Genomic DNA, 13,105 nt, shown 5'->3' with positions numbered 1-13,105 from the left:
GACGGACGGGCCGCAAGCGATGTCGCCTGATGTCTTTCAATTCCCCGTAGTCCGGAAATTTACGGTTCCCAGGTAGAAACTTCCGGGCCCTATCCCCGGATTTATACGAGCTGTTTATGCCTTCAGTTTAACAACCCCCTACACCGTATGTCAACTTAAACACGAACATTATCATAGGCTCCCGGTAAAATGTTCGCTTTTTGACAGAATTACTGTGCTCTATCCCGAATGTCTTTCTCCAAAGCCTGTCCATATCCTGAAGAAGTTGGGACTGTCTCCCTTAAAAGGCTTGTGAGAAATGCTTCCTTATATAATGGAATATTTATTACATTATTGTGTCGGTTGCATCCTAGCGCTTCTGGGGCAGACGTTTGCTGATATAATTCATATTTAAATATATTAAGCTATATTTAGATATAATTAGTGCTATTAATTAATGGAAGGCGAGAACCTTATGCGAATATTGGTGAGTATTGACGATACGGATAATTTTACGACCAAAGGAATAAAGGGCACAGGAGATTTGGCGAAAAATATAGCCCGGGCCATTAAATCCAACGGCTGGGGTGACTCCAGCAGAATTACCCGGCATCAGCTCCTGCTCCATGAGGACATCCCTTATACCTCACACAACAGCTCGATGTGTTTTGAAGCGGAGATTGATCCTCAGTATCTTCAGGCTGTCATTGATTTCAGCGCCCGGCATTTGGAAACGGAGAGCGAGCCGGAGGCTGATCCCGGCCTCTGCGTCGTAGTCCCGAATCGGCTGGTGGACCCTGCGCGGTTAGTCAACTTCGGTTATCGTGCCAAGCGGGAAGTGTTGGACAAGAATGATGCATACGTTCTGGCGTCGGAGCTTGGAATTCACCTGTCGGAACACGGCGGAACCGGACAAGGCGTAATCGGGGCGATGGCCGGAGCGGGACTGCGCCTAGGAGGCAACGACGGGTCGTTCAAAGATAAGCATAAAGTCGGAGAGCCGGGAACCATTCTTACTGCAGCCGAGCTTTGCGCGCTCGCCGGGGTGGATGGGATCAGAAGCCTTGGTGGAGCCCTTCTGGGCGAGGAAGCAACGGTGGTTGTTGGAAATATGGTGAAATCCATCTTGTCGGAAGGCCAGGCGGTCATTCCGGTCCAGCCGCTCAAAACCGGGGAACAGGCGCCCGTTTGGCAGACCTGCTCCAAGCAGCAGATTCATCTGCTTCAGAGGATAGGCCAATGACCGGGGATGAGCATGACTGTTATTCATCCGTAAACCTTCAGGCTGAGGAACAAGCATCGCGCTGCCCCTCCTTCCGTCCCGATGTAGAAGAGGAATGGGTGTCGGACGAACCTGTATCCTGCCTAAACTGTTATTTTCGGCGATGGACAAGCGATTCTTATCATTGTATGGCTGGCAAGCCGGAAGTCACCGATTAGCTCACGGAAAGGAGGAAAGAACGCATGTACGATATCGTCATCATAGGTGCCGGAGTTGTTGGAACCGCGGTTGCCAGGGAACTGTCCAAATATCAGCTTCGTATCACCGTGCTTGAGAAAAATAATGAGATTGCCTGCGGGGCGACGAAGGCCAACAGCGGCATCGTATACAATGGACACACCGCCCGGCCGGACAAGCTTAAGGGGCGGTTGACTCTTCAGGGCAGGCAAATGTTCGAGGCGCTGTGCCGGGAGCTTGATGTCGCGTTCAAACCCATCGACATGCTGATTGTCGGTTTCGACGACGAAGACGGGTATGCGCATGATGAAATCCTCTGCCCCTCCCGCATTGTGACAACTACGGTTCCAATTGAGGGCGGTGTCTGCAAACGCCTTCCAGTTCGCTCCAGTGAGCCGCTGCCGAAGGAATGGATTGGCGAATGGATGCGGCTGGTCAAGGAACTCCGGGTGAAGGCCCCAGTCAGAGTAGGAGAGATACTAATTGTCGGCATTCTGGGAACCGGCACAGATGTCATCAGTTCAAAAGGCGTTGCGCAGGATCAATAATTATCAGTTGCTCATGACATATCCGGTGCAAGGTGTTAGTTTTCATCACGCGCGTTTTTTATCTTGCGCAATATAAACAAAAGGACCTCCTCATTCAGTCCCAGGCTGCGGAGAGTGTCAGGGCAATCTGAACATAGATGAAACCTATAGGCTTGTCTGGAAGCCTTAACCCGGCTGAAGACACGGGGCAACCTTAGAATGGATGGCTTGGTGGAGGGTCTTTCTATGTTTGGCGCTTTGCTGCGGGGGATTTGCTTGATCCGCGGAGGCATCTCCATTGAAGAACGGATTGAGGTTGACAAAGTGCAAGGGCAATTTTTTCTGTAATGAAAAAGATTTCAGCCTAAGTGGAACATGGTATACTGATAGAAATACTAAGAGTATAAAGTGTTCTTTACGAGGACGGGCGGCTAAAGGCCGTCGATTATTCAGGCTGAACACGGAGCTAATAAAATGGAGGTTGTCGAGTGTGATTAAGGAGCTTGTCAAGAAAAACCGAACGTACAGAAGGTTTTATGAGGATGTTAAAATTGAGCGGGAAACTTTGGAGGAACTGATTGATCTGGCTCGCCTGTCTTCGAGCGGCGGCAATTTGCAATCCCTGAAGTACATCCTTTCCCATGATGATGAGAAGAACAGCCTGATCTTTCCGCATCTGAGATGGGCGGGTTATTTGACGGATTGGGATGGACCGGAGGAGGGCGAGCGGCCTTCAGCTTATATTGTGGTGCTGGGCGACAAGGAGATAAGCGCCAACCATTTCTGGGATCATGGAATCGCTTGTCAAAGCATCCTGTTGGGCGCTTGCGAGAAGGGGCTCGGGGGCTGCATGTTCGGCGCAAGCAATAAGCAGGCTTTAACAGAGGCGCTGCATATTCCGGAGCGATACGAGGTTATACTGGTTATTGCGCTTGGCAAACCGAAGGAAGCTGTTGTCCTGGAAGAAGTGACGGACCCGCAGGATATCAAATACTGGCGTGACGAACAAGGCGTTCATCATGTGCCGAAGCGGAAACTGGAGGACATCATCGTTAATTTGTAAATAAATCGATATAACCGTAACGCGAAAAGAGCAGAGACTCGTTTCCATGCCTCTTTTCGCAAGTACGGGAATGTTGTACCCTCTTAGTTAATAAAAGGCTATGTTAAATTCTAATGTTGATATTTGACCATAAGAAAACCGCCTTGGTGAAAAGGCGGTTCATTGAGCTATCATACCCGTTAGTTAAATAAATTAGTTGTCTGTTTTTATTGAGTGTCTTCGTCGCTTTTGTACTCCAAAATATCACCTGGCTGACAATCCAAAGTCTTACATATCGCTTCTAATGTTGAAAAACGAACCGCTTTTGCTTTCCCATTTTTCAGAATGGAGAGATTCGCCATAGTAATTCCAACTCTCTCCGAAAGCTCCGTTACGCTCATTTTTCGTTTTGCTAACATCACATCAACATTAATGATAATTGTCATATCCCCCACCTCAGACCGTCAAATCATTTTCTGATTTTATGTTAATCGCTTCTTGTAGAAGCCGTTGGAGGATAGCAGCAAAAACGGCGATAACCAACGAAGCAAAAATGATGATGAGCCCCATTAATCCAATAGGAGGGTCAACTTTCTTCGCTATAAAACGAAAGAGTGGCAAACCTAATACATACAAACCACTGATTGTAATCGCACAGCACTTTATGTTCTTTAACGCCTTTACAGATAATTCCGAGAACGCTGTGTTCTCGTCAATGTACCGTAAAAGATTGAAAGCCTGATAGAGAGCAAAGTAAAAAGGCACAGCCGCTCCATACATCACGATGAAAACGAGATATTTCATTAGGGCAATATTTGGATACAATTTTGCTGCGAAATTCGCCATATGGGGCACTAAAAATATACACAAAGCAAGCACTGCAATTCCAGCCAGAAAAATAATTACCTTTAAGAAAGTGGTTGAACCTGGTTTAACATTCATTTAAAACACCTCCTCCACTTATTTAATGACAACATGATTTTAGTATATAATTTATCGTTTTGAAATAAATTTATATTGTTTTTATTATACTATTATTGTTATTTGAATATCCTTTTAATTTTGACAAATATAAAAAGCATTTCTCATTACAAAGAAATGCTCTTGCTTTAAAATGTTAAATTTACAACTGGTTCAACAAAACTGCCCGTTAAAATTCCTGTAAACTGAATAATTTGGACTTTGTAAAAAAAAGAGCGCCTCTGTAACATGGGAGTTGGATACGGGTCTACAGCCCTTTTAATCTCACCATTTAGGAGGTCGCTCTACTATGAAGTTTAAAGCTCAGGACAAGCAAAATCAACTCATTGAAAACATTTCCTCTTTGCATCTGGTTCTCGTAAATCCCCATCTCGTCAAAAAGAACAAGGAAAACCGCGACAATACCCCATCCAAAAACGACCGTAAAGACGCACTCGTCATCGCGAATATGGTCAAAAACGGCTACTATTCCCCTGCACGATTCAATCCGGAAGCCTACGAGGAGCTGCAGATTCTCATGGCTAACCGCGACACGGTTGCCAAACGGCTGAACAGCGCCGTTAACCAGATCCATCGCTGGGTAGATATTGTATTTCCAGAACTTCGGCATGTTTTTAAAATTCTTACCTGCACTAGTAGCATTGCCACGTTAAGACTGTTTCCTCTCCCGAAAGAAATTAGCCGGTTAACGACCGAGCAAGTCATTCCGGCTGGAAGCAATATGTGAAGCGTCATGCAGGGGTTCTTCGCGCCGAGCAGCTCATTGCGCTGGCTAAACGCAGCGTTGGCGCCACGCAGGCACTGCACGCGTACAAGCTGCACTTGGGTCAGTTGCTCGAAGAATACGACTTGGCGCAGCGCCAGCTTGAGCAGATTGAGCACGAGCTTCATCACATCCTGGAGCGGATTCCTTACGCTCAGAAGATGCTTGCCATTCGGGGCGTAAATGTAACGAGCTTAGCTGGAGTTCTAGGCGAAGCCGGTGATCTTAGCGGCTACGCGCACGGAAACGCATTATTACGACATGCGGGTCTAAACTTGGCTGAGGCAAGCTCTGGGAAGTGGCGTGGAAAAATGGTGCTCAGTAAGCGCGGACGCCCTCGTCTTCGACGTTTCCTCTATCTCATGACGATGTGTATGGTCATGACCAATCCAGATATTAAAGCTCTGCACCACCACAATGTTGACGTAAAAAAGCTAAAGAAAATGAAATCGATTATGAAATTATGCGGTAAAGTGGCCCGCATGCTTGTCGGTCTGGCCAAAAGCAACGAAGATTACATCTCGGCTAAAGTATTTCCGCAAGCAGCCTAAGCAGCGTTTTTCACCAACTGATGCATTCGCAGGATTACAAAGAGCACGGAGTATCGGGAGACGTTGAGCAAAAGGGCTCGGACCCGTTCCGTTAGAAAAACCGACCTCCACCCCTTAGGTAGATGTGACGAAGGAATGAAAGGGCATAGACCCGCCCCGACATGGGAGTGAGAATCGCTAGGGTAAGTGGAGACGTACATATATGGAACAATATGGGTGATGGACACCTCGCCTTTGTTCCCGCATGCCCTTTCTAATATCCCCAGCCACCGGCTCCTCCATCTCCTCTTCTCTTACATTTACCACAGGGTGAAATCCTGCGAATTCATGAGGCTGAGTGAGGATACTAAATCATTTCGAGGGAGCTTAACAAGAATAAGCAGAGAGCCGAAGTTTGGTATTCGTGTCGGTCACAGTAAACAAACACGATTTGACCAACATATTTTTCTTATTCGATGAGGTATTCTCATATTCCTTGCTGTCTATATAACGAAACCAAGCCAAATAATCTTGCAATATTTGGTTGCAACACCATTAAAGCGGTCCATCCATTTTTTTAAGCGTTGACGTTTAACCTCTCCAGTACGTGTTTTTACAGCGTACTTCCCAAATCGCACGACAGAATAGTTTTTGCAATGCGGGCAAACAAGCCCATCTTTATGCTTCTGCTCTTGTATTTCATCAATCGCTCGAACTGGAACCAACACTCCTTTGGTTCGTGACTGTAAAAAGTAGATAAGCTCTCGCTTACCATTATCGTCCAACGTATCAGCAAGCTTTTTCAGTTCCTTTAAATCCCCTAGGTAAATCATCTCCGAACAGTGATATTACCCTTATTATAGAACATTAGTTCGCATATGTCAAATATCAACAACGAAGTTTAACATAGCCTAACAAAAAAGGAACGCCGAAGCGTTCCTCCTCTTCCCGAGTTTTTTATTTTACGACCAGCACCGGTATTTTCGCGCTTTGCACTACATTATGGCTTACGCTTCCGAGCACAAATTCACGGATTCCGCCAAGGCCGCGGCTGCCTATAACAATAAGATCCACGGCATGCTGCTTGGCATAGCCCAGAATCATCTCGGCGGGGGAGCCCTGAAGCAGTTCCACTACCGCGTTAAGCCCTTCCGAATCCAGACGTTTCTTCACATCTTCAGTCGTCTGCACCGCCAAATCGTAATAATCCTTATTGACCGAAGCCGGGAGAGGCGCGAGAGCTTCCCCGATAAAAAACCGCGGGAATTCAAATGCGTGTACGACATGCAGGGAGGACCCCGGCGTTACCTTGGCCAGTTCGATTGCGCGATCCAACGCTTTGTTGGCCGCTTTCGATCCGTCATAGGCGAGCAAGATTTTAGAGAATAACATGTACGCCACCTCTTTTTTTCAATTTGTCCTGCCTTATGAAAGGTTTATTGCAAAAAATAGCTGTACATCAGGACGTTCAGAAGCACCAGCACCGGAATGCCGATGACAAAGGAAAGATGCCGTGTCTTGTGGCGTCTGCGGTACATGGCTGTCATCACGCCGAGAGCCCCTCCGATCGCCGCCAGCAGAAACAGCGTTTTCTCCGGCACACGTTCCCTTCTGCCGCGGGCTTTATCCTTGTCCTCCGACATGACTATATAGCCGATAATGTTGATAATTGCGAACCATATCGCCACAATCTTGACCATTCCAGACTCCTCTCCCCTGCCGCCCTATACCTTTATTATATTACCCTTTCAGATAAAAAACCAACAAAGAACCGCCTTCGGAAGCCTGGTTTCCCGGCCTTTCCCTTAGCTTCTGCCGCTTCATTGCAGCTGTCTTCTTGCCTTTATCTATCGTTCTCCTAGGAGATCGTCTCTGATATCCTTTATGCGTATCGGGAGGCTCCCGTTTTCCGGAAACTCCCGTTACGACTGAGAAGGAAGCTGCCCGTTTTGTGAGCCGGATCTGTTTTTGTACACCTCGCCCCAATCCCGCATCAGCAAAATAATCGGAACCAGCGTCAGCCCGAACTCCGTCAGCGAGTATTCAACCTTGGGCGGCACCTGATGATACACTTCCCGATGAATCACGCCGTCCTCTTCCAGCTCTCTCAGCTGCAGGGTCAGCATTCTTTGGGTAACGGCAGGGCAGATTCGTCTGAACTCATTGAACCTTTTGGTTCCTTCGATCAGATGATACAGCAGAACCCCCTTCCATTTCCCCCCTATCACATCCAGTGTATATTCAACCGGGCAGCCTTGATCATTCGGGCATTCGCCATATCCGATTTTACGGTTTCGCATACAAATCCTCCTAAGTATCAATTTAGATACTACATCACATTAATGTGCGTACTTATTAATTTGTAACCATTTGTTTAATATAAACATAGGACATTTTTTTACTTTTGAACACAAAAATTTTACCGAGGAGTTGGAGATCATATGAACAGCAGCAAGCAAACGATGAAAGCCGTAGGACTTTACAAGTATCTCGATATTGCAGAACCGGAGAGTCTGATCGATCTTGAGATCAAAAAGCCGGTTCCCGCCGGAAGGGATCTGCTCGTCAAAGTCAACGCCATATCCGTCAACCCGGTTGACGTCAAAGTTCGCGCTCCCAAAGCAAAGACGGAATCGTCGCCGAAGGTTCTGGGCTGGGATGTAGCGGGAATTGTAGAGCATGCGGGGCCGGATTGCACGCTGTTTCAGCCGGGGGACGAAGTGTATTACGCAGGCGCCATCGACCGTCCGGGCGGGAACAGTGAATACCATCTTGTCGATGAACGGATCGTCGGACAAAAGCCCGCTTCTCTCGATTTTGCGGAGGCAGCCGCGCTCCCGCTGACGACGATTACCGCATGGGAGGGGCTGTTCGATCGACTGGGCATCTCGATGTCCAAAGAAGATAATGCCGGCAAAACCCTGCTCATTATCGGCGCCGCCGGCGGCGTTGGGTCCATTGCCATTCAGTTGGCCAAATATGCGGGATTGACCGTGATCGGCACCGCTTCCCGCTCCGAATCGTCCGAATGGGCCAAGAGCCTCGGGGCCGATCATATCATCAGCCATTACGAGCCTTTCCTTGCCCAAATGAACGCTGCCGGAATTTCGCATGCCGATTATATTTTGTGCCTAAACGCCACTGTGCAGCACTGGGGGCATATGGCCGAAGCCATTGCTCCCCAGGGCAAAATCTGCTCGATTGTCGAAACCGACGAGCCGCTTGATCTGGACCTGCTCAAAAATAAAAGCGCAGCTTTCGTGTGGGAATTCATGTTCACCCGTTCGCTGTACCAAACCGCGGATATGGTCAAGCAGCATGAGCTGCTGAATGAAACCGCCCGCCTGATCGACTCCGGAGTGATCCGTACCACCCTGACCGACAAACTGGAACCGATCAACGCCGCCAATCTGCGCAAGGCGCATGCCATGGTCGAAACCGGCCGGACGGTTGGGAAGATCGTATTGGAGCATTTTGAATAGATCGGCTTGAGGGTACTCAAACAAGAACCTTACAGCTTGCAAAAAACTCCCGTCAAGGCTGTGGGTCATCCCACCCGCTTTGCGGGAGTTTTCTGATTCGCGATTGGCCGGTTTTCTACCGGCGCCCGCGTTTAATCCGCTTAATGCCTGCCGGACGATGCGTCCACATGACACAGGAACACGCGTCCCATCCGGACGACGTCTACCGCAACCGTTACAAATGCCGCGCCGACATAGAACGGAACTATTAGAAAAGCCACGGACGGTTTCCCGTCCATGGCCTGTTCTGATAGATCCTGAAGTTTTTTTACTTGTATTATGGCATTTATCCGCTTATCGGCGCCCTTATTTCCCCTCTTTATTGCCTTCCATTGCAGCTTTCAGCAGATCTCCGAGGCTTGTTCCGATGCTCTCCGGCTTGCTGTACTGCTGCACCAGCTTCTGCTGTTCCCGCTTGTTCATATGCTTGCTGTCCTTATTCACGGTCTCCGTAATTCCGCAGCCGAGACATTGAACGAACAAGCCCGCTTTGCCTTCTTTCTGCTCCATCTTCTTGTGGCACTGCGGGCAGCGGCGGTTTGACAACCGCTTCTCCCCTGCCCGGGTATAACCGCAGTCGTCTGCCGGGCAGATGAGCAGCTTGCCGCGCTTCGACTTCTTCTCCAGCAGCCGCGTGCCGCACTGCGGACAGTGACTGCTGGAGACATTATGCGGCTTGTACTCCGCGCCGCTGCTCTTGACTTCGCCGACGAGTTCCTTGGCCATGCCGCGGATGCCCTGCAGGAACGGCTCCGGCTTCCCTTGGCCGCGGGCAATCCGCTCCAGCTCGGCCTCCCAGCGGGCCGTCAGGTCCGGCGTGCGAAGCTGCGCTGAAACCAGATCGATCAGCTGCTTGCCCTTGCCTGTCGGATGCAGGACATTACCCTGCCGCTCGATCGTATCCGATGATACGAGCTTCTCAATAATGTCCGCCCGGGTCGCCGGCGTACCGAGGCCATGCTTCTCCATCTGCGTCAGCAGCGCCGCCTCGTTGTAGCGTCCCGGCGGCTGCGTTCGGCCGCCGCGCAGCATGCAGCGGCGGATCGATACCGTATCGCCCTGCCGCAGCTCCGGCAGCGTCACGCCGCGCCCTTCCGCCTCGCCTCCCCCGGACTCCGACTCCTCGTCATCGTCCGTACTGAGGTCGCCGCCGTAGACTTCGCGCCAGCCGGCGTCCTTAACGGTCGCACCCTTGGCCGTGAAAGTTTCCCCGTCCACCGTAACCGTTACGGCTACCGCATCGTAACGGGCCGGCGGATAGAACAGGCTGATGAACCGGCGCACGATCAAGTCGTAGAGCTTCCGCTCCTCCGTACTGAGCTGGTTCAGCAGGACCGTTTGCTCCGTCGGAATAATCGCATGATGGTCGCTTACCTTGCTGTCGTCGACGATCCGCTTCGTAATATTCAGCGGTTTGCGAAGCAGCGGACGGGCAAGCGCCGCATAAGGACCAACCGCCACGCTATCCAGTCGTTCCTTCAAGGTACCCGTCATATCCGCCGTCAAATACCGGCTGTCCGTCCGGGGGTACGTGACCAGCTTGTGCTGCTCATACAGCCGCTGAAGCACGCTCGAAGTCTGCTTCGCCGAGAAGCCGAATTTTCGGTTCGCATCCCGCTGCAGCTCCGTCAAATCGTAAGCGAGCGGATGAGGCTCGCTCTTCTCGCTTTTTTGCACTCTCGTCAGCGTACCGCTTCGTCCCTCAAGCCGCTTGGCCAGCGCAGCGCTCTTGTCCTTGTCAAAAATCCTACCGTCTCCGCCGCCCGCTCTCCACTGCGCCTGGAAATTCCCGAAGTCCGCGATCAGCGTGTCGAATTCCTGGGACCGGAAATTCATGATTTCCCGTTCACGGTCCATGATCATGCCAAGCGTCGGCGTCTGCACGCGTCCCGCCGAGAGCGGTGCGCCGAACTTAGTGGTCAGCGCCCGCGTCACATTAAGGCCGACCATCCAGTCGGCCTCGGCACGGCAGCGCGCCGACTCATACAGACGGTCGAACTCGCGGCCCGGCTTAAGCGACGCAAAGCCTTCCTTAATCGCTTTGTCCGTCTGGGAAGAGATCCACAGCCGCCGGAACGGCTTTTTCCACTGGGCCATGGACATGATCCACCGCGCCAGCAGTTCCCCTTCACGCGCCGCGTCCGTCGCAATAATAAGCTCACCGACATCCTGGCGCTTCATTAGATGCTGAACCGCCTTGAACTGTCCGCCCGTCTCCCGCAGCACCTTCAGCTTCATCCGGTCCGGCAGGATCGGCAGATCCTCCAGCGCCCATGTCGCAAATTTATGATCATAATCCTCGGGCTCCGCCAGACCCACCAGATGGCCGAGCGCCCAGGTCACAATATACCCCGGTCCTTCCATATAACTCTTCTGCTTCTCCCGGCAGCCCATCACCCGCGCAATCTCGCGCGCCACTGACGGCTTCTCCGCTAGTATTAATGCTTTCATAGCTTGCTCCTTTCCATACCGGACTATTATACCATTACGAGGAGGGGCAGGAACAAGCGCACCCAGTATGTGGCCTATCCGTCTGCCGTTATCGGGGCATATGCCGTTCCGTCGTCAAAAAGCGGCTTCCTCTCACCCACCGGTAAGAATAAGCCGCCCTTATTAGAAACACTATTCGGAATCCATATCCAGATGCGCTTCAAAATATACCTTATTTTCCCGAACCCCCCGCACATAAAAGCCTCCACTTGTTTCAACAGACGCCTGAATAACCATTTCCTCCCCAAAGGTTGCCTCCTGCAAATAGGTAATCCGGAAGCGCCGCAGTTGTTTCGTTTCAAAAGCCGTCAGCGGAAGCGCATCACAGCACAAATCCCCATAACGCGCATTATTCAAATGTCCGTAATTATCCAGCCCGCTGTACCTGACCTGATACCGGTAAGCCTCGGTTAGCACAATCTCTTGGGGAATGACGACTTTTTCGGGAATATCCCCCACTGAATCGCCGGTATAGAACTGAACTTCAGCCGGAAATGCGCTCGGCCGCAAAATCTTCCGTTTCGTGGTATCAACGAGCGCCCATACCGACCTTGCCGACACCGCCTCATGACCCTGACCATTAAAAATACGGTAATCCCTCTGCCACAATGGCCCCTTAGTTCCTTTACACCAAGTACGAACCGCTAATTGATCTCCTTGCCGGGGAAGGCTCCCAATCTGTACATCCAAAGTCATCAGCATCCATCCCATATTCATCCGCAGCATCTCTGCCAGACTGACTCCCATACCGGCTACGGCCGAATCGGCTGCGTGCTGCATCATATCCAGAATAAAAGAAAGCTTGCCTCCCGCCCGAAAATCCGTGTCGCTGGCATAGACCTTTTGATTTTCCTCCCATAAGGGAGCAGTTAACTTGTCCATAACATACCCCTGTTCCATATACGTTAATTATAATTCCATGTTTAATTCAATGAAAATCCAGCCTTTTTATACTGTATAGCCCTATTTGGTTAAAAAGCAACTCTCAATTGCAGACGGAATTGGGGCACATAACAAAAACCGGTCAAACTCCGATTCCGGAGCTGCCGGCTGGTATGAGCGTATATCCCCGTAGCGTAATCATTTGGCGGATGATGCTTCTCCTTTGTATTGCTGCCGCTTAAGGAGGGAAATGGCATTCAGGCATAGCATATGTTCCTCCTCCGAAGTCAGCCCGCAAACCGCTACCGTTCCGATCATTCCTGCATTTCTCAGCTTAATAGGAAAGCAGCCCCCATTTAGAGCATAATCCCCGGAACTAACGCCGTTGACTTGGCAGTAGGCTTGTTCATCACCGTCATACTTCAAAAAAAGGTACAGCGAGCTATGGCTATGCAGGTTAACGACATTCGTCTTTTGCCTAATACAATCATCTTGATCAATAACCGTATTCGTTCCGGCTTTGTAAAATAACAGCTTTCCATTGCGTCTGACCGAAACGACGAGACCTCTGCTTTGTTTGCCGGCAATTTCCAGTACATTCATTCCCAACGTAAAGGCATCCTCCGCCGAGAACGAATCAAGCTCCATATCACGCTCCTGCTGCAATACCTCTTCGATCGTCGCCGCCATCATGATCATCCTCCTGTCTGATTAATCGTTACGATCCGCCTCATATCATTACTATGAATCTACTGAAGGTTTTATGAAATCGCCGTTAAAATTCAGAGCTTCTCCTCTAAAAAACACAAAAAACCACTGCTGAAATTCAGCAGTGGTTCATGTGCTTGGCGGCGTCCTACTCTCCCAGGACCCTTCGGTCCAAGTACCATCGGCGCTGGAGGGCTTAACGGTCGTGTTCGGGATGGGTACG

At 50.2% G+C, this 13,105-nt stretch carries 12 protein-coding genes, 1 rRNA gene, 2 pseudogenes and 1 riboswitch; of the genes and pseudogenes, 5 read left to right on the top strand and 10 right to left on the bottom strand.

Going from position 1 to position 13,105, the window contains the following annotated elements; translation table 11 throughout:
* Positions 1 to 27: 27 nt before the first annotated feature.
* Positions 28 to 129, bottom strand: a riboswitch (purine riboswitch).
* A gap of 325 nt (positions 130 to 454) precedes the next feature.
* From EH198_RS14640 to EH198_RS14630, 3 genes are all read left to right on the top strand, one after another.
* Positions 455 to 1,222 carry a hypothetical protein gene (locus EH198_RS14640; protein ID WP_124696268.1) on the top strand — a complete coding sequence of 256 codons (768 nt, stop codon included), beginning with the start codon at positions 455 to 457 and terminating at the stop codon, positions 1,220 to 1,222.
* Between the two features lie 221 nt (positions 1,223 to 1,443).
* Positions 1,444 to 1,986, top strand: a complete 543-nt coding sequence (locus tag EH198_RS14635) for a DUF1667 domain-containing protein (RefSeq protein WP_124696267.1) — start codon at positions 1,444 to 1,446, stop codon at positions 1,984 to 1,986.
* Positions 1,987 to 2,455: 469 nt separating this feature from the next.
* Positions 2,456 to 3,028, top strand: coding sequence for a nitroreductase family protein (locus tag EH198_RS14630; RefSeq protein ID WP_124696266.1), 573 nt, complete (start codon positions 2,456 to 2,458; stop codon positions 3,026 to 3,028).
* Positions 3,029 to 3,234: 206 nt separating this feature from the next.
* Here the strand turns inward: EH198_RS14630 and EH198_RS14625 are convergent, their stop codons facing one another.
* Together EH198_RS14625 and EH198_RS14620 are read right to left on the bottom strand one after the other, a co-directional pair.
* Complete coding sequence (locus EH198_RS14625) at positions 3,235 to 3,453, bottom strand: helix-turn-helix domain-containing protein (protein WP_124696265.1); 219 nt, start codon at positions 3,451 to 3,453, stop codon at positions 3,235 to 3,237.
* Positions 3,454 to 3,463: 10 nt separating this feature from the next.
* A complete protein-coding gene (locus tag EH198_RS14620; RefSeq protein WP_124696264.1) occupies positions 3,464 to 3,949 on the bottom strand; it encodes a DUF2975 domain-containing protein in 486 nt (161 codons plus the stop codon).
* 328 nt (positions 3,950 to 4,277) lie between these two features.
* On the opposite strand from EH198_RS14620, the pseudogene EH198_RS14615 reads away from it, so the two are divergent.
* Positions 4,278 to 5,302: pseudogene (locus tag EH198_RS14615) on the top strand (transposase).
* A gap of 554 nt (positions 5,303 to 5,856) precedes the next feature.
* Here EH198_RS14615 and EH198_RS14610 read toward each other — a convergent pair.
* The 4 genes and pseudogenes from EH198_RS14610 to EH198_RS14595 all read right to left on the bottom strand — a co-directional run.
* Positions 5,857 to 6,114: pseudogene (locus tag EH198_RS14610) on the bottom strand (IS1595 family transposase); the annotation flags it as partial.
* A 124-nt stretch (positions 6,115 to 6,238) separates the two neighbouring features.
* Positions 6,239 to 6,673 carry a universal stress protein gene (locus EH198_RS14605; protein ID WP_124696263.1) on the bottom strand — a complete coding sequence of 145 codons (435 nt, stop codon included), beginning with the start codon at positions 6,671 to 6,673 and terminating at the stop codon, positions 6,239 to 6,241.
* Positions 6,674 to 6,717: 44 nt separating this feature from the next.
* Positions 6,718 to 6,981, bottom strand: coding sequence for a DUF1294 domain-containing protein (locus EH198_RS14600; protein ID WP_124696262.1), 264 nt, complete (start codon positions 6,979 to 6,981; stop codon positions 6,718 to 6,720).
* 222 nt (positions 6,982 to 7,203) lie between these two features.
* Complete coding sequence (locus EH198_RS14595; protein WP_124696261.1) at positions 7,204 to 7,581, bottom strand: winged helix-turn-helix transcriptional regulator; 378 nt, start codon at positions 7,579 to 7,581, stop codon at positions 7,204 to 7,206.
* Between the two features lie 141 nt (positions 7,582 to 7,722).
* Here EH198_RS14595 and EH198_RS14590 point away from each other — a divergent pair, with 141 nt between their 5' ends.
* Positions 7,723 to 8,763 carry a zinc-binding alcohol dehydrogenase family protein gene (locus tag EH198_RS14590; RefSeq protein ID WP_124696260.1) on the top strand — a complete coding sequence of 347 codons (1,041 nt, stop codon included), beginning with the start codon at positions 7,723 to 7,725 and terminating at the stop codon, positions 8,761 to 8,763.
* Positions 8,764 to 9,108: 345 nt separating this feature from the next.
* On the opposite strand, the gene EH198_RS14585 is transcribed toward EH198_RS14590, so the two are convergent.
* The 4 genes from EH198_RS14585 to rrf all read right to left on the bottom strand — a co-directional run.
* On the bottom strand, positions 9,109 to 11,253 hold the full coding sequence (locus EH198_RS14585) for a DNA topoisomerase III (RefSeq protein ID WP_124696259.1): 2,145 nt from the start codon (positions 11,251 to 11,253) through the stop codon (positions 9,109 to 9,111).
* Between the two features lie 171 nt (positions 11,254 to 11,424).
* Positions 11,425 to 12,174 (bottom strand): acyl-[acyl-carrier-protein] thioesterase, encoded by a 750-nt coding sequence (locus tag EH198_RS14580; protein WP_185702902.1) that lies wholly within the window; start codon positions 12,172 to 12,174, stop codon positions 11,425 to 11,427.
* Positions 12,175 to 12,372: 198 nt separating this feature from the next.
* On the bottom strand, positions 12,373 to 12,864 hold the full coding sequence (locus tag EH198_RS14575) for a heme-binding protein (RefSeq protein WP_185702901.1): 492 nt from the start codon (positions 12,862 to 12,864) through the stop codon (positions 12,373 to 12,375).
* Between the two features lie 153 nt (positions 12,865 to 13,017).
* A 5S ribosomal RNA gene (rrf, locus tag EH198_RS14570) occupies positions 13,018 to 13,105 on the bottom strand; the annotation flags it as partial.

Origin of the sequence: Paenibacillus rhizophilus (assembly GCF_003854965.1) — a bacterium.
Classification (GTDB): domain Bacteria; phylum Bacillota; class Bacilli; order Paenibacillales; family Paenibacillaceae; genus Paenibacillus_AQ; species Paenibacillus_AQ rhizophilus.
This window is presented reverse-complemented; position numbering and strand designations above follow the sequence as displayed.

Bases quoted from the DNA above. Each gene is read 5' to 3' on its own strand.
- EH198_RS14640 (WP_124696268.1), top strand. From the start codon at position 455: ATGCGAATATTGGTGAGTATTGACGATACGGATAATTTTACGACCAAA.
- EH198_RS14580 (WP_185702902.1), bottom strand. From the start codon at position 12,174: ATGGACAAGTTAACTGCTCCCTTATGGGAGGAAAATCAAAAGGTCTAT.
- EH198_RS14635 (WP_124696267.1), top strand. From the start codon at position 1,444: ATGTACGATATCGTCATCATAGGTGCCGGAGTTGTTGGAACCGCGGTT.
- EH198_RS14575 (WP_185702901.1), bottom strand. From the start codon at position 12,864: ATGGCGGCGACGATCGAAGAGGTATTGCAGCAGGAGCGTGATATGGAG.
- EH198_RS14625 (WP_124696265.1), bottom strand. From the start codon at position 3,453: ATGACAATTATCATTAATGTTGATGTGATGTTAGCAAAACGAAAAATG.
- EH198_RS14605 (WP_124696263.1), bottom strand. From the start codon at position 6,673: ATGTTATTCTCTAAAATCTTGCTCGCCTATGACGGATCGAAAGCGGCC.
- EH198_RS14590 (WP_124696260.1), top strand. From the start codon at position 7,723: ATGAACAGCAGCAAGCAAACGATGAAAGCCGTAGGACTTTACAAGTAT.
- EH198_RS14600 (WP_124696262.1), bottom strand. From the start codon at position 6,981: ATGGTCAAGATTGTGGCGATATGGTTCGCAATTATCAACATTATCGGC.
- EH198_RS14585 (WP_124696259.1), bottom strand. From the start codon at position 11,253: ATGAAAGCATTAATACTAGCGGAGAAGCCGTCAGTGGCGCGCGAGATT.
- EH198_RS14595 (WP_124696261.1), bottom strand. From the start codon at position 7,581: ATGCGAAACCGTAAAATCGGATATGGCGAATGCCCGAATGATCAAGGC.
- EH198_RS14620 (WP_124696264.1), bottom strand. From the start codon at position 3,949: ATGAATGTTAAACCAGGTTCAACCACTTTCTTAAAGGTAATTATTTTT.